The sequence below is a fragment of the Streptomyces sp. 142MFCol3.1 genome, assembly GCF_000424945.1.
Classification (GTDB): Bacteria; Actinomycetota; Actinomycetes; order Streptomycetales; family Streptomycetaceae; genus Streptomyces; species Streptomyces siamensis.
Window position 1 is genome coordinate 127,660 of sequence record NZ_AUKV01000010.1, and the last position, 18,607, is coordinate 146,266.

Annotated in this window: 19 protein-coding genes; 7 read left to right on the forward strand and 12 right to left on the reverse strand. The window is 70.5% G+C overall.

The genetic code is table 11. From position 1 onward, the window contains the following. Positions 1-5: 5 nt before the first annotated feature. From H305_RS0116395 to H305_RS0116405, 3 genes are read right to left on the reverse strand one after another with little or no spacing between them, the layout of a single operon-like run. Complete coding sequence (locus tag H305_RS0116395) at positions 6-719, reverse strand: GvpL/GvpF family gas vesicle protein (RefSeq protein ID WP_028801329.1); 714 nt, start codon at positions 717-719, stop codon at positions 6-8. Positions 720-721: 2 nt separating this feature from the next. Next, entirely contained in the window at positions 722-1,207 is a 486-nt protein-coding gene (locus tag H305_RS0116400; protein WP_028801330.1) for a gas vesicle structural protein GvpA, read from the reverse strand. Between the two features lie 31 nt (positions 1,208-1,238). Next, the gene (locus H305_RS0116405; protein WP_028801331.1) at positions 1,239-1,598 is read right to left on the reverse strand and encodes a gas vesicle protein; all 360 of its coding nucleotides are present in this window, start codon (positions 1,596-1,598) and stop codon (positions 1,239-1,241) included. A gap of 148 nt (positions 1,599-1,746) precedes the next feature. Between H305_RS0116405 and H305_RS54020 the strand changes: the two genes are divergently transcribed. Both H305_RS54020 and H305_RS46155 read left to right on the forward strand, forming a co-directional pair. Beyond that, positions 1,747-2,571, forward strand: a complete 825-nt coding sequence (locus H305_RS54020; RefSeq protein ID WP_028801332.1) for a hypothetical protein — start codon at positions 1,747-1,749, stop codon at positions 2,569-2,571. 3 nt (positions 2,572-2,574) lie between these two features. Next, entirely contained in the window at positions 2,575-3,582 is a 1,008-nt protein-coding gene (locus H305_RS46155; protein WP_037764174.1) for an SRPBCC family protein, read from the forward strand. A 371-nt stretch (positions 3,583-3,953) separates the two neighbouring features. On the opposite strand, the gene H305_RS46165 is transcribed toward H305_RS46155, so the two are convergent. Continuing rightward, complete coding sequence (locus H305_RS46165; protein WP_234020890.1) at positions 3,954-4,427, reverse strand: RidA family protein; 474 nt, start codon at positions 4,425-4,427, stop codon at positions 3,954-3,956. Positions 4,428-4,499: 72 nt separating this feature from the next. Between H305_RS46165 and H305_RS0116430 the strand changes: the two genes are divergently transcribed. Together H305_RS0116430 and H305_RS0116435 are read left to right on the forward strand one after the other, a co-directional pair. Continuing rightward, positions 4,500-5,408 (forward strand): LysR family transcriptional regulator, encoded by a 909-nt coding sequence (locus H305_RS0116430; protein ID WP_028801333.1) that lies wholly within the window; start codon positions 4,500-4,502, stop codon positions 5,406-5,408. Positions 5,409-5,678: 270 nt separating this feature from the next. After that, the gene (locus tag H305_RS0116435) at positions 5,679-6,281 is read left to right on the forward strand and encodes a cysteine hydrolase family protein (RefSeq protein WP_051370640.1); all 603 of its coding nucleotides are present in this window, start codon (positions 5,679-5,681) and stop codon (positions 6,279-6,281) included. A gap of 438 nt (positions 6,282-6,719) precedes the next feature. On the opposite strand, the gene H305_RS46170 is transcribed toward H305_RS0116435, so the two are convergent. The 4 genes from H305_RS46170 to H305_RS0116455 all read right to left on the reverse strand — a co-directional run bounded on the left by H305_RS46170 (position 6,720) and on the right by H305_RS0116455 (position 10,850). After that, a complete protein-coding gene (locus H305_RS46170; protein WP_063611342.1) occupies positions 6,720-7,454 on the reverse strand; it encodes a class I SAM-dependent methyltransferase in 735 nt (244 codons plus the stop codon). A 554-nt stretch (positions 7,455-8,008) separates the two neighbouring features. Beyond that, positions 8,009-8,443, reverse strand: a complete 435-nt coding sequence (locus tag H305_RS0116445; RefSeq protein ID WP_051370644.1) for an ATP-binding protein — start codon at positions 8,441-8,443, stop codon at positions 8,009-8,011. Between the two features lie 234 nt (positions 8,444-8,677). Next, a complete protein-coding gene (locus tag H305_RS0116450; protein ID WP_028801336.1) occupies positions 8,678-10,411 on the reverse strand; it encodes a SpoIIE family protein phosphatase in 1,734 nt (577 codons plus the stop codon). Positions 10,412-10,610: 199 nt separating this feature from the next. Beyond that, positions 10,611-10,850 carry a hypothetical protein gene (locus tag H305_RS0116455; protein ID WP_028801337.1) on the reverse strand — a complete coding sequence of 80 codons (240 nt, stop codon included), beginning with the start codon at positions 10,848-10,850 and terminating at the stop codon, positions 10,611-10,613. Between the two features lie 416 nt (positions 10,851-11,266). On the opposite strand from H305_RS0116455, the gene H305_RS0116460 reads away from it, so the two are divergent. Next, positions 11,267-12,061: an SDR family NAD(P)-dependent oxidoreductase gene (locus H305_RS0116460; RefSeq protein ID WP_028801338.1), complete on the forward strand. Its 795-nt coding sequence runs from the start codon at positions 11,267-11,269 to the stop codon at positions 12,059-12,061. 263 nt (positions 12,062-12,324) lie between these two features. On the opposite strand, the gene H305_RS0116465 is transcribed toward H305_RS0116460, so the two are convergent. Continuing rightward, complete coding sequence (locus tag H305_RS0116465) at positions 12,325-12,960, reverse strand: YdeI/OmpD-associated family protein (protein WP_078629084.1); 636 nt, start codon at positions 12,958-12,960, stop codon at positions 12,325-12,327. Beyond that, on the reverse strand, positions 12,917-13,165 hold the full coding sequence (locus tag H305_RS54025) for a hypothetical protein (RefSeq protein WP_028801340.1): 249 nt from the start codon (positions 13,163-13,165) through the stop codon (positions 12,917-12,919). Before H305_RS54025 ends, H305_RS0116465 begins: the two co-directional genes overlap by 44 nt. A gap of 63 nt (positions 13,166-13,228) precedes the next feature. On the opposite strand from H305_RS54025, the gene H305_RS0116475 reads away from it, so the two are divergent. Then, positions 13,229-14,194: a helix-turn-helix transcriptional regulator gene (locus tag H305_RS0116475; RefSeq protein WP_028801341.1), complete on the forward strand. Its 966-nt coding sequence runs from the start codon at positions 13,229-13,231 to the stop codon at positions 14,192-14,194. A 56-nt stretch (positions 14,195-14,250) separates the two neighbouring features. On the opposite strand, the gene H305_RS0116480 is transcribed toward H305_RS0116475, so the two are convergent. Continuing rightward, on the reverse strand, positions 14,251-15,333 hold the full coding sequence (locus H305_RS0116480; protein WP_028801342.1) for an NAD(+)/NADH kinase: 1,083 nt from the start codon (positions 15,331-15,333) through the stop codon (positions 14,251-14,253). A 361-nt stretch (positions 15,334-15,694) separates the two neighbouring features. Here H305_RS0116480 and H305_RS0116485 point away from each other — a divergent pair, with 361 nt between their 5' ends. After that, positions 15,695-17,764, forward strand: a complete 2,070-nt coding sequence (locus H305_RS0116485; protein WP_028801343.1) for a SpoIIE family protein phosphatase — start codon at positions 15,695-15,697, stop codon at positions 17,762-17,764. A gap of 47 nt (positions 17,765-17,811) precedes the next feature. Here H305_RS0116485 and lexA read toward each other — a convergent pair whose 3' ends face one another. Beyond that, on the reverse strand, positions 17,812-18,564 hold the full coding sequence (gene lexA / locus H305_RS0116490) for a transcriptional repressor LexA (protein ID WP_028801344.1): 753 nt from the start codon (positions 18,562-18,564) through the stop codon (positions 17,812-17,814). Between the last annotated feature and the right edge of the window lie 43 nt (positions 18,565-18,607).

Sequence of the window (18,607 nt, forward strand, 5' to 3'; positions counted from 1 at the left end):
TCGGATCAGACGAAGCTGTAGGGCGGCAGCGGTCCGTGCAGCCGGAACTCGCACTCCTCGCCCAGTTGGTTGGCCAGGCTCATCTCCGTGGCCAGGAACATCTCCTCCTTGTCGTCGGCCACCAGGAAGGAGACGTTCAGGAAGTCCTGGCCCCCCGGGGGTGACACGCTTTCCTCGCGTGCGTACGGGCGCAACGCCTCGACGATGCCCGCCGCGAGCGCCTCCTGCTGCGTCTGGACGTCCTGCGCGATCAGTTCACCGAGCGCGATGGACATGGCGGGGGTGCCGGTGCCGTCACGGATCTGCCGGTTCAGGGTCCGGGCCTCCTCCGACTCCGCGAGGATCCGGCGCAGCAGAGCGTCTTCGTCCCAGGATGCCCTCAGGTGGTACTCGCTTCCGCCGTCCAGGCGGCTGAGCCGTTCCCGGTACTCCCCCGCCCGTTCCTCCAGGACTTCCCGCACCGCCTGCTCGTCGTCGGCCGTGAAGCCGAATCGCAGGGGCAGGATCGCCCCGTCGGCCATCAACCGCTCCTGGACCCCCTGGTGCGCCATGACGTCGCGCCGCCGGGCACGCAGATCCTCGGGCGCGTCGCTCACGACCGCGCACAGGTCTCCGACCGTCACCGTGCGCAGCGGGCAAGGCGGATCGCCGACGCCGGATACGCCGTCGAGAGGCAGGGGATGGTCCTTCGAGGTGATGGAGTAGACGTAGACGCCCATGCTCACTCCCTCTCCCGCCGCGCGGTCCGCCGGGCCGGCCGGCGCCGCTTCTGCCGCGGCTCCTCCTCGTACTCGGCTTCCTCCTCCTCGCCTTCGCCGTCCTCCTCGTACTCCTCGTCCTCGTCACCTTCGTCGTCGCGGCCGGTCAGGGACTCCCTGACGGCATCGACGGCACCTGTCAGGGCACCCTTGGACTTGCCTCTCGCCCCACCCTCGGTGACCTCACCGACCAGGTCGGTGAGCTGTGAGGGCTGTTTGTTGCCGGATTCCAGGTCCAGGCGGTTGCAGGCCTCGGCGAAGCGCAGATAGGTGTCGACGCTGGCGACGACGATGCGCGCATCGATCTTGAGTATCTCGATGCCGACCAGGGACACGCGTACGAAGACGTCGATGACCAGGCCGCGGTCGAGAATCAGTTCCAGGACGTCGTACAGGGTCCCGCTGCTTCCCCGCGAGACACTGCTTCCGCCTTGCGGCACCACGGTCATGGCGCCTCCCTTCGCCTCCCCCTCGTGCGTATCAGCCGCGCCGGTCGATCTGCCCGCGCGTGTAACGGCGGGTCCGCTCGTAGGCCACCAGGTCTCCCTCGTCATCGAGTGTCACGTGGTACGTGCCGATCACGCTGGTGGTCTGGGGGACCCGCTCCAGTTCGAGTACCTCGACATCCGCCTCCCACCCGTCCTCGGTCCGTTTGATCGCCGACACCGATTCGGGAACGCGCCCCAGCAGTTCTGCCAATTGGCCCGCCGCGGATCGCATCGCCCACGCCGCCGTGCGCTTGCCCCGCTTCTGGGCTCCACCCCCGCTCGTGCGACGCGTAGCGCCACCGCGGGAGGGACGTCGCCCGCTCCCGGTGCCGTCCTTCTCCGACGCGGCCATCTTCGGTACTCCGTCACTGGGGCGGCACTTCTCGGCACACAAAACGTACTATTTGAGTATATAGCCCCAAAAAGGTGAGCTGCGATGGGGCGCTTGAGACCGTCCGTCGGCGTGCGCCCACGCGGCGGCTCTCCGGAGGGAATGACCGATGAACGATTCGACGAAGATCGCTCTCGCTGCCGCCGTCGCAGGCGGCTACGTCCTCGGCCGAGCCAAGAAGGGGCGACTCGCCTTCGCGATGGCCACCTTCATCGCCGGCCGTCGTTTCGGACTCGAACCGCAACAACTGCTCACGGAAGGCCTGCGCAAGCTCCAGGAACTGCCGCAAGTCGCCGACCTGAACGAGCAGATGCGCGGCGAACTCAAGGACGCGGGACGCCAGGCACTCGCCGCAGCGGCCGACCGCAAGCTCACGGACCTGGCGGGCGCCCTGCACGAACGGACCGCGCGCATCGGGACCGACAACGGCCGAGCGGAGGAAGAGGAGGAGGTCCCGGAGGAGGAAGAAGAAGAGGAACCGGAGGAGGAAGAAGAAGAGGAACCGGAGGAGGAAGAAGAAGAGGAACCGGAGGAGGAAGAAGAAGAGGAGGAGGAAGAGCCCGAAGAGGAACCGCGAACGGCCAAGAAGGCCGCGCCGAAACGCAAGCGCCCCACCCGGCGTTCCGAACCGGCAGAGGAGAAGGGGGAGTCCGAGAGGCCCACGCGTCGCCGCACCGCCAAGCGGTCCGCGCCACGCAAGGCGCCGGCCCGCAAGACCGCCACGAAGCGGCCGGCGGCCAAGAAGACGCAGCCCGCCAGGAAGGCGCAGCCGGCCAAGAAGACCGCGGCCAAGAAGACGGCAGCCAAGAAGAGCGCGGCGAAGAAGACCGCCCCCAGGAAGACGGCAGCCAAGAAGACCGCGGCGAAGAAGACCGCCCCCAGGAAGACGGCAGCCAAGAAGACCGCCAAGAAGGCTCCAACACGGCGGAGGTAGGCCATGGCCAGGACGGCGCAGGACACCGAGCGGGACGGGCCTTCCGGCCTCGACCGGTTGCGCGACGAGTTCAAGGACTACCTAGGCGCCCAGGTGGAGCATCTCGCGGATGTGGCGGGCGACAAAGTAGACGACCTCACCGGCCAGTTGATGGACGTGGCCGACAGCGGTGGCATCCTTCCCAAGGTCGGCATGCGGGTCCTCCAGGGCGATTCGCCAATCAAGGCCCTGATCGGCGAGAAGGCGAAGAGCATCAAGGATTCCGTGACCGAGAAGGTCTCCGGTCTGTTCGGCGGGGGCAAGGGCCGCAAGTCCGGCACCAGCAAAGTCACCAACATCATCGAGCACTTGGACGTCGGCGTCCCGATACGCGTCGCCTACGACCACTGGACCCAGTTCGAGAAGTTCAGCTCCTTCACCAAGGGCGTGCGAAGCGCGTCCAAGGGGGACGAGACGAACAGCGACTGGAAGGTCAAGGTCGGGCCCTCCACCAGGTCCTGGAAGGCCACCGTCCAGGAACAGATCCCGGACGAGCGGATCATGTGGACCTCCGAGGGCGCCAAAGGCAGCACGCGTGGCTGCGTCACCTTCCACGAAGTGACGCCCACGCTCACCCACATCGTGATCGTCGTCGAATACTACCCCTCCGGCTTCTTCGAGAAGACGGGCAACATCTGGCGCGCCCAGGGCCGTCGACTGAGGCTGGACGCCAAGCACTTCCAGCGCTACGTCACCCTCTCCGACGAGGAGCCGGACGGCTGGCGCGGCGAGATCCGCGACGGCGAGGTGGTGCGCAGCCACGAGGAGGCAGTCGAGGAGGAGGAAGCGGAGTACGACGAGGAGCAGCCCGAGGAGGAGCAGGAGGATCACGAGGAAGCGGAAGGCGAGTACGACGAGGAGCCCGAGGAAGAGGGGGAGGAGGAAGAGGGCGCGGACGAGGACGAACTGGGCGAGGACGAATACCCGGAGGACGAGACCGAGTACGAGGACGAAGAGGAGGAGGAGTCCTGAGGTCCGCCTCTCCAGTGCGCCGCAGGTGAGCGCCGAACCACCCCCGCTCCCTGCCTGTTCCGCCCCGCCGCTCACAAGGCACGGAAGGGGAAAGGCAGTTCAGCAGGGTCAGGCGGCTCCACGGTGTCGTTCGCCGTGCCGGGTCCGACCGTGGACCGATGCGGAATCGTCCGCGTCAGGGACCACACGCAGGTGACGGCGCCTGGCGTGCCGCGGCGTCGGCGGATCGCCGAGCATGAGCTCCTCGACGCGGTCCATCCCGTACAGCAGAAGTCCCAGTGCCGGAAGCACCAGAAGCGCTACGGCTATCACCACACAGCACCTCCCGACCGACGTCAGATCCATCGGGTGCCCCCTTCTTCACCGGTCAGCTACCGGTATGTGTGAAGGTCCGGTGACCCCGTTCCCCCGGCGTCGGGCGCGAGCCCGGCTCCTCGCAACGGACCGTGCGGCTGCTGTGCGGGAGTCCGTCGGGCGTACGCCTCGATCTCGATCTTCATACGGGGGTCGGCGAGGCCGCACACGAGCATCGTCGCGGCCGGCCTGACCGCACCGAAGCGGCGTCGCAGTACCGGCCAGCAGGGCTCGAAGTCCTTGCGGTCGGGCAGCAGGTAACGCACCCTCACCACGTCGGCGAAGGTGCATGTCGCCCCGGCCAGTGCGGCTTCGATGTTCCGCAGGCACTGCTCGGCCTGTTCCACCACGTCGTCGGAGATCGTCATGGTGGCGTAGTCGAACCCGGTGGTCCCGGACACGTGAACCCAGTCGCCGTCGACCACGGCGCGGGCATAGCCGATCTGTTCCTCGAACGTCGAGCCACTGAGGATCGTGTGTCGCTCTGTCATGCCCCGAACGCTAAGTAACCCGCACCGATACGTCCAATACGGCAGGAGGATGGAACTGATACCACTAGGCGTATGGACCGCCCCGAAATCCCCCTGCCACAGCTGCACGCGTTCGTCGTGCTCGCGGAGGAACTCCACTTCGGCCACGCGGCCGCCCGCCTCGGAATCGCCCAGCCGCCGCTGAGTCAGCAGATCCGCCGGCTGGAGGACAAGGTCGGGCACGCGCTGTTCAGCCGTACCCCCGGACGCGTCGCCCTCACACCGGCAGGCCGGGAACTGCTGCCCGCCGCACGAGGAGCCCTCACCGAACTCTCCGACGGACTGGCCGCGGCGCGGGCCGTCGGCAGCGGCCGGGCCGGCCGCCTGCGGATCGGGTTCGCGGCGTCGCTGGCCCTGACCGTGCTGCCGGGTCTGCTGCGCACGTTCCGGCAGCGGTTCCCCGACGTACACCTGGACATCCACGAGATGACCACCGCGCCGCAGATCACCGCCCTGCACGACAAGGTTCTCGACATCGGCCTGCTGCGCGAACCCCCGGCCGACGAGACGGAGCTCAGCTTCCGGACCGTACTCAGCGAGCCCTTCGTGGCCGTACTGCCGTCCGCTCATCCGCTGGCCGCCCAACGGACCGTGGATCTGGCGCAGTTGGCGGACCAACCCTTCGTGCTCCTCCCCCGTACGGTCGGCCCGCGGCTCTACGACCGGATCACCGGACTCTGCACCGAGGCGGGCTTCTCGCCCAGGATCGCCCAGCACGCAGTGGAGTGGCAGACCGTGTGCGCCCTGGTGGAAGCGGGCCTCGGCGTCTCCCTGGCCCCGGCGAGCATCCGACGCATCCGTCTCAAGGGGGTCGCCTTCCGCAGGACGCAACCGGGCGTCGCCCGTACACGTGTCGCCGTCGCCTGGCGGAGCGCCGACCGGAACCCCCTGGTCACGCACCTGACGACGGTCATCCGCCAGGAGCGGACGGACGGGCCGTAGCCGGACGGCCCACGGACCTGGGGAGGCCACCCGCTCCTGCGGCGTCCGCGGGTCGAGCGCCGGCCTCCCCGGGGCACGGCGGGAGCGGCAGCAGCCTTCCGACGACGGCCTCACCTGGACAGGAGAACAAATAGTCCCGTATGCGCAGTTTCTCGTGAGGGAGGGCGGGGACTCGGTCGGAGCGACCGTTCGGCCTCACGGTGTCGGGACGAGGCCGTCGCACCGGGAACACCGCTCCCGTCCTGTCCACGCGCTGGAGAAGCGATCCCCATGGCTGACGAGACTTCCGACCCGGCAACCGGGTCCCAGCCATCACACGGGGACGGGTGTGCTCTCGTCGTCATCGACATGATCAACACATACGACCACGACGATGCCGAACTGCTCATACCGTCCGCCGGTGACGTCGTGCCCGTCCTCGTGGAGCTCATCGGCCGCGCCCGTGCCGCGTCCGTCCCCGTGATCTACGCGAACGACAACTTCGGGCTGTGGCGCTCCCACCACGGCGAACTCGTCGACGCCGCGCTGGCCTGTCCGCACGCCGACCTGGTCGAGCCCGTCCGGCCCGACCAGGACTCGCTCTTCGTGGTGAAGGCCCGGCATTCCATCTTCTACGAGACGCCCATGTCCTACCTGCTCAGTCAATTGCACGTCGGCCGTGTGGTGCTGTGCGGTCAGGTCACCGAGCAGTGCGTCCTCTACTCGGCGCTGGACGCGCACATCCGGCATCTTCGGGTCACCGTGCCCGAGGACGCCGTCGCCTCCATTCACCCTCGACTCGCCGAGGCCGCGCTGGAGATGATGCGGCTCAACATGGGCGCAGACATCCTCACGGCCGAACAGGTGGACTTCACCAGGGCGGAGCCGTCGTGAGCGAGCTGGTCATGGGCGGTGCCATAGCCCCGAAAAGGGCGACACCTCACACCTGAGCCGCTGTACGGTCCCCCAGCCTCTTCCCCGTTCCGCTGACGGTCCACGCCCGCGATCGGCAGGCCGACCGGTCAGTCCTCACCCCGCACGATGTTCGATTCCGTACCCGAATGCGTACCGCCGGGGGCTTGGCGCTTCACTACGGCGGGCTCACAGGTACGTATGCGCTTTCCGTTCAGCCGACGGGCCTTCGACCAGCCCGTTTCGGCTCGGCGGACACTTCGCTCCGTGCCGTAGACGGCCACAGCAAACATCTTCCTTCCACTTCCACTGTCGCGAGACCGTCGGGTCCCCTTCAGGTCAACCATTAAACGCCCTGTGCGGGGGCTCCGCCCGTTGGATCACGGCCGGATTGCCTCGGTCCGTGCGAGCGGGGAACGCTCAGGGGCCGGGCCGGCGCGCGGCCATGAGGTCCGCGGACGGGGCCCGCACGACATCCAGTCCGGCTTCCCGGAGTTCGGCGACGATCACCGACGGTGGGGCGGGCCAGGTGTCGAACGCCTCGCGCTCCTCGCGCAGGAGGCGGCCGTCCCTCTCCACGCGGTAGGTGAACGTGATGCGCAAGGTCTCGTGGCACGGCGTGCTCGTGAGCTCGGCACTGTAGGTGTCGGGGCCGACGCGTGCCGGGCCGAGCCGCCCGACCGTCCGGGCTCCGGCGGGCATGGCGGCGGGAGGAGGGTCGAAGAGCAGCAGGCCGCCCGGGACGAGCGCCGAGACGACGGCCTTCCAGGCGCTGCGTCGGGTGACGGGATCGAGGCAGGCGACGACGTTGGACGCGACCGCCAGGTCCACCACGCCGTCCAAACCCGCTTCCTGCACGGGTTCGGGGTGCACGGTGACGCGAGCCCGCCGGTCGTCCCCGACGTGCGCCAGCCTGGTCAGGAGCGCCGCCCGCATCGCGGGCGCCGGTTCGACCACGTGGACGGGGGCCGCGGACTCGGCGAGCAGGACTTCGGTGACGATGCCCGTACCGGCCCCGATGTCCAGGATCCCGCGGTCGGCCCGGCGGGCGGCCTGCGTGAAGCGTCGTTTCGCCTGGCGGCGGTCCCTCTCGGCCTGCAGCAGGTCGTAGAACTCCACGGAGACCGTGTACGGCGCATCGGGCTTGTCGGTCACGGCGCCGCGGCCGTCCCGGCGACCGAGCCCGACCACGGGCGCGGAAGGTCGGACGCACCGGCTCGACGTGAGGTTCCGGCGCCGTCGAAGAGACCGGCGCCCCGCGGCCGTCCGTTCCGCGCCACGTATGCGCCGGCCCCGAACCGCACAGGGGTGTCGACAGCGCCTGACATCGGCCCGCTCCCCTCTGCGCCGTCGTACCTGATGGGTGCCTCCCTCAGACGCTACGACGCTCCCGGTGCCGCGGCACGGCCAGGCGACCGCGCGCGCTTGCTCCCGGTACCGTCACGGCCGAGCGGCGACGAGCACGCATACTCCCCGCTGCCCTGGCACGGCAGGGCGGCCACGTGCGTCCCTGCTCCGAGTACCGCGTGGAGCAAGGCGCCCGCGCGCGGGTACGCCGGGCGGCCGACGGTGATCCCGCGGCGGTTCCAGTGTGCCGGCGACAGCCAGCCGAATTCCGCCGCCCGGGTTCCCCGCGACGGCGGCCGGCGAGCGGACTTCGGTACCGGGGCCGGTCAGTACGCGCGGGTCGGTGCGGCACGTCGTGACGCTCAGCCGTCGAGGCCCTCGATCAGCAGCCCGTCGAACAGCGCGATACGGGCGGTGATGCACTTGCCGACCGGCTCCCTCCGCGCCTCGAACCCCTGCACCACCGCCATCACGATCTCCAGGCCGTGCTGCCCGACCCGCCCGGCGTCCGCCGCGCGCGCCACCGGCAGCACCGGGTCGGTGTCCCACACCGAGATCTCCACCGCGCTTCCGATGATGCGCAGCTGCACCAGCACAGGTCCGGGCGCGTACTTCAGCGAGTTGGTGACCAGTTCGCTGACCACCAACTGCGCGAAGTCGAGGGCGCGGGCCGACACCGGCAGCCCGTACTCGGACTGCGCCCGCGTCAGGAACTCGGACACCTGGTGGCGCGCCAGGGCGATGCAGCCGTCCGCGCCGTCGAGAGCCACGGTCACCTCGGCAGGTGCATCCGGCATCCGGGAGCCCTCCTCGGGCGGGACAGGTTCCCTGCTGATGGTCTTCGATACCCCGTTCATACGCGCGCGTTTACCCCGTGAGACACGTGATACTCCTCCGGCGCAGGCACGTGGATGGAACATGCATGGACTCCGGGCCCGTGCGGGACGGACTCCCTGCCCGTACGTGCCCTCGTCCGGTGGCGACACCGTGGTCCACGACCGCGTTCCGCACCACAGGCACGGTGCGGTGGGTCAGCGGCGCGAAGGTGTCCGCAGGGCGAGCAGTGCGACGTCGTCCTCGTTGCCGGCCGGCCGGGCCCGCTCCAGCAGCTGGTCCGTGAAGGACTCAAGGCCGCGGTGGACCAGGTCGGCCGCGTGCCGGCGCAACCGGTCCAGGCCCTCGTCGAGCGATCGGCCCGGGGACTCGATCAGACCGTCGGTGTACAGCACGAGCGTCGACCCGGGCGGGAGCGACTCCGTGGCGTCGGTGCGCGGCCGGTCGGTCGCGGTGCCCAGCAGGATGCCGTGCCCGTCGGTGAGATAGCGCGCAACCCCGTCGGGCGTGACCAGCAGCGGGGGCGGGTGCCCCGCGTTGGTCCAGGTCAGCCGCCAGCCGCCGTCGCCGTCGCCGTCGTCCGCCGTCATCCGGCCGAAGAGCAGGGTGGCGACCGGGACCTCGGCGACATGGACGGCCGCCCGGTCGAGCCGCTCGACGACCCGGCTCGGCGGTTCCTGCTGGGACCACGCGTAGGCACGCAGCATGTTGCGCAGCTGCGCCATGCCCGCCGCGGCCTCCAGGTCGTGCCCCACGACGTCCCCGATGGCCAGTGCCAGCACCCCGTCCGTCAGCGCGAAGGCGTCGTACCAGTCCCCGCCGACCTGTGCCGCGTCGGAGGAGGGCAGGTATCTGGCGGCCATCTCCAGCTGCGGTACCCGCGGCAGTTGGGGCAGCAGATGTCGCTGCATGGTCTCGGCGACCTTGCGCTGCTGCTCGTACAGGCGCGCGTTGTCCAGGGCCAGGCCAGCCCTGCGTGTGATGTCCTCCAGCAACGGCAGATCGGCCACGGTGAACGGTTCGGGGCGGTGGGAACGGCCCAGCGTCAGGGCGCCCAGCACCTCGCGCAGGCCCCGTATCGGAGCGATGACCGCCGAGTGCATGCCGGTCGCCTCGAACAGCCGGCGCTGTTGGACGGCGATGCCGGAGTCGGGCGGGCCGTGATAGGTCTGCGGGCCCACCAGGGCGGACCCGACGCCCCGCAGCGCCCGCGACAGGGGCATGGAGGAGTTTTCGGAAACCGGCGGCATGGCGCCCTCCAGGTCGCGCCGGTACACGAGGGCTCCGTCCACCGTGTGAGCCACTGCCGTGCGCCACACCGCGCTCCGGTCGCTGACCAGATCGACGACCGCCCAGTCGGCCAGCCGTGGCACCACCAGGGCCACCAGCCGCCGCAACCCCTCGTCGACGTCCAGCGTGGAGGTCAGTCGGGTAGTGGCCCTGGCCAGCAGGGACAGCCGGTCCAGATCCGTGAGGGGCTCGAGCGCCGGCTCGGGGGGCACCGCCTCCGGCGCACCGGGCTCCGCCGGAGGGTGGAAGAGCACCAGCGTGGCCGGTGCCGGTCCGCCGAGGTCGTAGCGCGTGATGAGCCACGACACCGGCAGCAGGGAGCCGTCCCCGCGCTCGAACCAGTCCAGGTCCGCCTGGGCCGTCCGGCCGGCCAGGAACGCCTGGCGCATGCCGCACCGGGTCCGGGGCAGTTCCTCACCCTTGCTGGTGCGGTGCAGCAGGTCGTGCGCGTCGCGGCCGACCAGGTCCGCGGCGGGGCGCCTCAGCAGTTCCTCGGCGCGCGCGTTGACGGCCACGAAGCGCCCCTGCTCGTCGACCACGTAGGCACCCGAGCCGAGCGCGTCGAGAAGGACACCGAGATCGCCCGGTGGTCTGTGCTCGCCCCCCTGCCCGGCCGTGCCCACGCTCTCCTGACCCCCCATTGCCCTGCCCCCCATCACTTCGGTCGGAGGCGCGCACCCGGTGTGCCGGGTCGTCCCGCCCCGCCGCTCCCAGCGCGGCCTACGCGTCTCATAGTGTCCAACCGACGCGCGCTCGAACATCACACGTTCGACCAACCGGCGTCACGCGACGCCCGGGGATGGCCCGTACGTCAGAGGGGCGCGGGAGGCGGGGAGGGCGTCAGGTGAGCGTGCCCACCAGCAGCGCCGCCGCGACGGTCAGCACGGCGACCGGCAGCACCGCCATACGCAATCGCGTCAGCCAGTCGGCGGCATCACGGCCCTCGTCCGCCGGTGGTCGCCGCTTCACGCCCTGCAACCGGAGCAGTTCGCGGCACCAGCGACAGTCGTCGCCCGCGTCGTCCAGCCAGTAGGCACCCGTCAGTTCGGCGAAGACCGCCCCTGCCCCATCGTCCCTCACAGCGCTCACACCGGGCCAACGACGGACCACGCCGACAGACCACTGCCGGGCACCAGCCTGTGATCCCTCCGCAGCCCAATCGTGATGGACGAGCCCCGATCGTGCCGGACACCTCGAAGCCGGCCCGCCCGGGCCGCGCGTGGCGCGGGCCACTCCGGCCGCGGGCCGCAGACCGCAGACCGCAGACCGCAGACCGCAGACCGCAGACCGCAGACCGCAGACCGCAGAGCCTGGTGACCGCGATCGCCCTCCGCGGCGCGACACGCCCCGGCGCACGCATCGTCCGAGAGCCCGGCGCCGTCGCCCAGGATGATCCCTGCGGACTCCCGGGACGCGACGACAAGGTCGCGTCACGTCGTGCGGGGTCCGTCGGATCGGCAGCCGCCACCGCCCGTCCCCGAGGAGGACATCACACCGTGCACATCGATCTTTCGGGCCGCACCGCGCTCGTCACCGGTTCCACGCAGGGCATCGGCTACGCCATCGCCGCCGGCCTCGCCCGGGCCGGAGCCCTGGTGGCCGTCAACGGCAGGCGCAGCGAGTCGGTCGCCGAAGCGGTGGAGCGGCTGCGCGGGGAGACCGGCAGCGACGGGCTCGTCGCTGCCCCGGGCGACCTGGCGAGCGAAGACGGGACAAGAGGAGTCCTGGACGTGCTGCCCGCGGTGGACATCCTGGTCAACAATCTGGGCATCTTCGGCGCCACCCCGCCTCTGGAGATCGAGGACGCCGAGTGGCGGCGCTACTTCGAGGTGAACGTGCTCTCCGCCGCCCGGCTCATCCGCTCCTATCTGCCCGGCATGAAGGAGCGCGGCTGGGGGCGGATCCAGTCCATCGCGAGCGACTCCGCCATCGTGATCCCCGCGGAGATGATCCACTACGGGATGACGAAGACGGCGCTGCTCGCGCTCACACGCGGCTTCGCGAAGGACGCCGCCGGGACGGGTGTCACCGTCAATTCGGTCATCGCCGGTCCCACGCACACCGCGGGTGTCGAGGACTTCGTGTACCAGCTGGTGTCACGCGACCTGCCGTGGGAGGAGGCCCAGCACGAGTTCATGATCAAGCACCGTCCTCAGTCGCTCGTCCAGCGCCTCATCGAGCCCGAGGAGATCGCGAACATGGTGGTCTACCTCAGCTCTCCGCAGGCCTCCGCGACCACCGGCGGCGCGTTGCGGGCCGACGGCGGCTACGTCGACTCGATCCTGCCCTGACGGCCTGCTCCACGCCTTTTCGGTGGCGCGACAAGGCCCTGGCCGATGGCTCGACGGCGTCCGTGACCGGAGGGGCCGGCGCCCCTCGGCCAGGGCCTCGCACCGCAGCGCGGCGCATCGGGGACGGACAAGATTCACCCGAAGGACGGATGCGTGCCCCCACGGGGCCGGTCCGGGACCGGTCGCCCGGTTGCCGCACCGCACGGATACGCGTTGAGTCGGACACAGCGCGCTCGGGGCCACAGGCGCGCGGGCGGCTGGCCTCAGGGGTAGAGCTTCTTCTGCTCGGCCAGCATTGCTACGTACTTCTCGATCCGCCGCACCCGGGTCTCGGGCTTCTTGGCGTCCTGGATGCGGTAGAGGATCGAGTAGCGGTTCTGCCCGTCCAGTGTCGCGAAGAACTCCGCCGCGGCGGGGTTCGCGGCGAGGGCCTCGGTCAGATCGTCCGGCACTGAGGCGCTCTTCCACCCGTCATACGCGGCGTCCCAGCGACCGTCCGCCTTGGCACGCTCGACTTCGGCAAGACCGGCGGGCCGCATACGTCCATTTTCGAGTAGGGTGTCGGCTTTGTCGCAGTTTGTCTTCGACCACTTGCTCTGCGGTTTGCGCGGCGTGAACCGCTGCAGCCAGTAGGAGTCGTCGAACCTGCCCTTCTGCCCGTCGATCCAGCCGTAGCAAAGTGCAACGTCGAGGGCCTGTGCGTAGTCCAGAGCCACGACACCCGGAGCCTTCTTCCTGAGCTTCAGCCAGATGCCGGGCGAGGAGGAGTGATGATCGTCCAGCCAGCGCTCGAATGCCTCAGCGGAGTCGAACAGGATGATTTCCAAGTCGTCGGCCACCTCTCGGTGTTGGTCCTCAGGCGGGTTCGAGCACAGGGACTGGCTTGCGCCGGGGCTCATTCACTGTGCTCGGTGGCTCGTTCGTCAGGGTAAGACCGTCGGTCGGGACGCCCACCCCTCCCAGGACGTTGAGGCCCGTGCGGTGCGGCGGGGCGAGGAGGCCAAGGGCGTCGCCGTGGAAGCGGGCCGGTTCGGGCGGGTCCGGGCAGGCGAACGCGACGGCCGAGTAGCGGATCGCGGGCGAGGAAATGGTTCCGGTGCTCATGCGGAGGACGCTACGACGAGACCAGGACAGATTCGGTCCTGGTCATGAGGGACACTTCGGGATGTGATCAGCACCTCCGCCCGCCTGCTGCGACTGGTCTCGCTCCTGTCCGCGCGCCCGTCGTGGACCTGCGGCGAGCTGGCCGACCGGATGGAGGTCACCGAGCGCACCGTCCGCCGGGACATCGCCAGGCTGCGCGAACTCGGCTACGGCGTCGAGTCCGAGCCCGGCCCCTGGGGCGGCTACCGCCTCAGCGGCGGAACCCGGGTACCGCCGCTGATCCTCGACGACGAGGAGGCACTGGCCGTGGCCGTCGCACTGCGCGAAGCCGCGTTCAGCGGCGTCCTCGGCAGCGATCAGGCCGCTCTGTCGGCGCTGCTGAAACTGCGCCAGGCCCTCCCGCCGCGGATCGCGGACCGGCTGGGCGCGATGGACGCCGCGTTCGTCCACACACCCAGGCCCGACGAGCGGCAGATCGCGCCCGGCATGCTGCTGGAACTGGCCACCGCGTGCCGCCAGGAGGAGCGCGTCCGCCTGTCGTACCGCGACCGGGAAGGGAAGGACACCGTCAGGGACGTCGACCCGTACCGCCTCGTGCACACCGGGCGCCGCTGGTACTTCGTCGCCCGGGACGTGGCACGGGGCGAGTGGCGAACGTTCCGCGCCGACCGGGTGACGCAGATACGGACAACCGGGGTCGCAGTGGAACTCCTCGATCCTCCCGATCCAGCACTTCTTGTCTCGCAAGGCATCGCGAGCGGCGCGTACCCGCTGTACGTGACGGTCCGCCTCCCGCTGCCCATGGACCGCGCGCTGCGGCTGGTCCCGCCGACGGTCGGCACCCACCACCCGGACGGCCCCGACGCCACCGTCATCGAGATCGGCGGCCCCGACGCCGACGGACTCGCCAAATACCTCCTCAGCCTGGGCACCCCGCTGCGAGTGCTGTCCCCGGACGACGTACGGCGGGCACTACTGCGCCGCACGCGCGGGCTGTTCGAGGACAACGGGGGTTGTCAGCCGCTGTAGGGGCTTTACGCCGGGTACGAGCACCGAACCTCGGTCGAACACCCGGGCCGCGTCACTCAGACCGGTCGAGTCGCGTCGGCCCCGCCGCCCGGTGTCGCCGGAAGCGCCAGATGGGCCAGATCGGGCGGCGGAGGAGTCGCGGCGGGCCAGAGAGGGACCGCGCATCCGTCGGCCACTGCCGCCGGCGCGTCGGTGAGTCTCATGCGTTCACGCAGCCGGCCGTAGAAGTCCATGGGCCCGAGTCGGACCGCCCGCAGGCGGCGGGGGGCCGCGTACACGCCGATCCAGTCGCCCGGATCGAGCACTCCGCGCAGTTGGCCGTCGAGGCTGACGGCGGCCCGACCGGACCGTTCGAGCACCCGCAGGCCGATGGGCTCGTCCGGTGCGGCGACCACCGACCGGTTGAAGGCCATGTGCGGGGCGACAGGTGTGAAAACGAGACCTTCCGCCCGGGGCGACACGACGGGACCCCCGGCGGCGAAGCTGTACGCGGTCGATCCCGTCGGGGTGGCGACGAGCAGGGCGTCGGCGGAGTAGGCCGCCAGCAGCCGCCCGGCCATGTACACGCCCACGGACACCTGCCGGTCTCTGGACAGTTTCTCCAGGACCACGTCGTTGAGCGCGGTGACGTGCAGAGCGATGCCCCACTCACCGCCAGAGGCGCAGTCGGCGCGCACCCGTGGCGGCGGCAGCAGCGGACCGCGGCCGTAGCGGACCAGTGCCTCCATGTCCGGGGGCACTTTCAGGGGGCACGAGGCCCGCATGGTGAGCATCATGCGGCTCTCGACGGTGATGCGGTCCTCGCGCACGGCGTCCAGGGCCGCGTGCATCATCGTCACGGGCACCTCCGTCAGGAAGCCGACCCGGCCGAAGTCGACGCCGAGGATCAGGGCGTCGTGCTCGGCGGCCAGCCGAGCACCTCGCAGGAACGTCCCGTCGCCGCCGAGGGTCACGATGAGGTCGGGGTCGCCCGCCGATTCGACCTCGTCGCACGCGCTGTGCCGTTCGCCGTCGTTCCACACGTCGATGTCCGTGCACTGCACGGCCTGCGCGGCACACCAGGTCCGGACCGAGTCCGCCGCCCGTACGGCTTCCTCGCGCCCCCCGTGCACGACCAGGCCGATACGGCTCACCGTCACGTCTGCCTCCAGTCCACTGTCTGTAGCCCGCGGTCCGCGGTCCGCGATGCGACGGCGCTCTCGACGAATGGCCCGGCGCAGAAGCCATACTCCGCGAACCGGCCCGGACGGCACCGGACGCCACGCCGCCCGGTGCGCGGGACGGGCGGCGCCACCGGAGCCCGAGGGTCGCCACGGCATTCGGGGGTACCCGGTTGGTAAGGAGCCGTTCCGACCGGCCCGGGTCCTGCAGCATGGCTTGCGCCGGTTGGGCAGGCCGAACCAGGGCGGTCATGATGGGAGTGCGGGTCCTCGGACCCCAGGCGTGGAGCGGTACCCGCTCGGGAGGCATGTCCTTCTGGCCAGCGGAGGAGGATCTGCGATGACAGCCCAATCCCGCCGACCGGCCCTCGGCGACGGCGCCGGCCTCGTGCCGCCGCGGCCGACCGGTTTGCTGGACTTGCTCAGCGTGGCCGCCGTGGTGCTCGACGCGAGCGGGCGCATCGTGTTCTGGACCCCGCAGGCCGAGGAGCTCTTCGGCTACACAGCGGAGGAAGCCCTGGGGGAATACGCGGCACGGTTGATGATCGGCCCGGAGCACCTGGATGCCGTACTCGGCCTGTTCGCGGAGGTGCTGGAGACCGGCCGGAGCTGGGCCGGGGCCTTCCCCATCCTCCACAAGGACGGCAGCACTCGCGTGATGGAGTTTCGCAACATGCGGCTGCTGGACGACCTGGGAGACGTGTACGCGCTGGGCATCGCGGCCGACCACACCCTGCTCCAGCGCGTCGAGACCGACCTGGCCCTGTGCGAGCGGCTGATCAACCAGTCCCCCATCGGCCTGGCCCTCATGGACCCCGATCTGCGCTACCTCCTCGTCAACCCCGCGCTGGAGCGCATCGACGGCATACCCGCGGAGGACCACATCGGCCGGCATCTGAGGGAGACCCTTCCCTTCCCCGATGTCGACACGATCGAGTCGGCCCTGCAGCAGGTGCTGACCACCGGCACGCCGCTGCTCGACCAGTACCACGTGGGGCGTCCGCCGTCCGATCCCGAGCACGACCGGGCCTGGTCCCTCTCGTTCTACCGGCTGGAGGACCCCGGAGGCCGGATTCTGGGCGCGGCCGCCTCCGTCGTCGACGTCACCGAACGGCACCGTGCGGCCACCGAGGCCGACCGGGCCCGTAGGCGCCTGGCCCTCATCGCCGCCGCGTCCACCCGCGTCGGCACCACGCTGGACGTCGAGCAGACCGCCCACGAACTGGCCGAGGTCGTCACGCCCGAACTCGCCGACGTCGTCGCCGTGGACATACTCGACTCCGCCCTCGCCTGCCGCCGTACCCGCGCACCGGACAACGGCCCGGAGTTCTTCCGCGCCCTGGCCCTCAAGGCGGCACACCCGACGGCGGCCCTGCGCGCCGCCGACCCGCCCGGCGGCCTCGCCGCCTACGACGGCGACCGTCTCGTCACCCTGTGCGTGCACACCGGCCGCCCCGTCCTGGTGCGCCATGTGGGCGACCACGACCTGCGGCGCATCGCCCGCGACGCGGAGGCCACCGCGATCCTGGCGCGCGCCGGCGTCCACTCGTATCTCGCGGTGCCGTTGATCGCCCACGGCGAAGTACTGGGTGCTCTCGACCTCAAACGGACGCGCAACCCGGTGTCGTTCGACCAGGACGACGTCGTACTGGCCGGTGAGCTCGCGAGCCGCGCCGCCGTGGCCATCGACAACGCGCGCTGGTTCCAGAGCGTGCGCAACACGGCTCTCACACTCCAGCGCAGTCTGCTGCCCGACCACCCGCCGAACCGGACCGGCCTGGAACTCGCCTCCCGCTACCACCCGGCCCAGGCCACCAGCGAGGTCGGCGGAGACTGGTACGACGTCATCCCGCTGACCGACGACAAGACCGCGCTCGTCGTCGGCGACGTCATGGGCAACGGCATCGACGCCGCCGCCACCATGGGCCGGCTGCGCACCGCCACCTGCGCGTACGCGGACCTCGACCTGGCACCCGAGACGCTGCTCCAGCACATGGACAAGATCACCTGCGATCTGGAGCACTACATCGTCACGTGCCTGTACGCGGTCTACGACCCGCGCAGCGGACAGTGCCACATCTCCAACGCCGGACACATGCCGCCGGCGATAGCCCGCCACGGCCACCCGCCCGAGCTGCTCGACCTGCCCGCCGGGGCCCCGCTGGGCGTCGGCGGCATCCCCTTCGAGACGACCACGACCGAACTCAAACCCGGAGACCTGCTCGTCCTGTACACCGACGGCCTCGTGGAGACCCGGCACCATTCCATCGACGACCGGCTCAACACCATGCTGAGCTTCCTCGACGACCTCGACCGGCCTCTGGAGGAGACCTGCGACCGTCTGCTGCACGGCCTGCGCCACCCCGAGGACCACGACGACGTCGCCCTCCTCGTCGTGCGGGCCGTCTAGACGGCCCGACGGGACGACGTCCGGCTCCGGATCCAGGGCCGGACGTCTCAGAGCAGGCGCAGGACTCCGACGACCTTGCCCAGGATCTGCACCCCGTCGCCGGGGATCGGGTCGTAGGCGGGGTTGCGGGGCATCAGCCAGACCTCGCCGTCCCGGCGGCGCAGCTGCTTGACCGTGGCCTCGTCCTCCAGGAGCGCGGCGACGATGTCACCGTGGTCGGCGCTGTCCTGCCGTCGTACGGTCACGATGTCGCCGTCGCAGATCGCCGCCTCGATCATGCTGTCGCCGGACACCGTCAGGGCGAACAGGTCGCCGTCACCGACGATCTGGCGGGGCAGGGAGTAGACGTCCTCCACGGATTCCTCGGCGAGCAGGGGCGCACCGGCGGCGATCCGTCCGACGAGCGGCACCTCCACGGGCGGTTCGCCCCGTTCGCCGAGGTCGGGCGACCAGGGGGAACGCACCCGATAGGCGCGGGGACGATGCGGGTCGCGGTACAGGAGGCCCTTGCGCTCCAGCGTCATCAACTGGTGGGCGACGGAGGAGGTGCTGGCGAGCCGTACGGCCTTGCCGATCTCCCGCATCGAGGGCGGGTAGCCCTGCTGCTGGACCGTCGTCGTGATGAAGTCGACGATGGCCTGCTGGCGTGCGGTCAGCTCGCCCTTGACAGCCCGAATGCCCGGGGGGCGGCCCCGCCGGGCGGGCTCGCTGTTGTCCATTCCGGGCACCTCCGTACAAGATCTCTCGGACGAGACCTTAACCCGCGACACCCCGCGTCTGGAACGCCTCCCGTCGAACATGTGGACCCGGTGCACGGCGTTCCGCCCGCCGTCGGACGCCGGG

Excerpts from the sequence above, each read along its gene's own strand:
- H305_RS54020 (WP_028801332.1), top strand. The coding sequence starts at position 1,747 with ATGAACGATTCGACGAAGATCGCTCTCGCTGCCGCCGTCGCAGGCGGC.
- H305_RS0116465 (WP_078629084.1), bottom strand. The coding sequence starts at position 12,960 with ATGAGCCCCGGCGCAAGCCAGTCCCTGTGCTCGAACCCGCCTGAGGAC.
- H305_RS0116400 (WP_028801330.1), bottom strand. The coding sequence starts at position 1,207 with ATGACCGTGGTGCCGCAAGGCGGAAGCAGTGTCTCGCGGGGAAGCAGC.
- H305_RS0116395 (WP_028801329.1), bottom strand. The coding sequence starts at position 719 with ATGGGCGTCTACGTCTACTCCATCACCTCGAAGGACCATCCCCTGCCT.
- H305_RS0116435 (WP_051370640.1), top strand. The coding sequence starts at position 5,679 with ATGGCTGACGAGACTTCCGACCCGGCAACCGGGTCCCAGCCATCACAC.
- H305_RS46165 (WP_234020890.1), bottom strand. The coding sequence starts at position 4,427 with ATGACAGAGCGACACACGATCCTCAGTGGCTCGACGTTCGAGGAACAG.
- H305_RS0116450 (WP_028801336.1), bottom strand. The coding sequence starts at position 10,411 with ATGGGGGGTCAGGAGAGCGTGGGCACGGCCGGGCAGGGGGGCGAGCAC.
- H305_RS54025 (WP_028801340.1), bottom strand. The coding sequence starts at position 13,165 with ATGAGCACCGGAACCATTTCCTCGCCCGCGATCCGCTACTCGGCCGTC.
- H305_RS46155 (WP_037764174.1), top strand. The coding sequence starts at position 2,575 with ATGGCCAGGACGGCGCAGGACACCGAGCGGGACGGGCCTTCCGGCCTC.
- H305_RS0116405 (WP_028801331.1), bottom strand. The coding sequence starts at position 1,598 with ATGGCCGCGTCGGAGAAGGACGGCACCGGGAGCGGGCGACGTCCCTCC.
- H305_RS0116445 (WP_051370644.1), bottom strand. The coding sequence starts at position 8,443 with ATGCCGGATGCACCTGCCGAGGTGACCGTGGCTCTCGACGGCGCGGAC.
- lexA (WP_028801344.1), bottom strand. The coding sequence starts at position 18,564 with ATGTTCGACGGGAGGCGTTCCAGACGCGGGGTGTCGCGGGTTAAGGTC.
- H305_RS0116430 (WP_028801333.1), top strand. The coding sequence starts at position 4,500 with ATGGACCGCCCCGAAATCCCCCTGCCACAGCTGCACGCGTTCGTCGTG.
- H305_RS0116485 (WP_028801343.1), top strand. The coding sequence starts at position 15,695 with ATGACAGCCCAATCCCGCCGACCGGCCCTCGGCGACGGCGCCGGCCTC.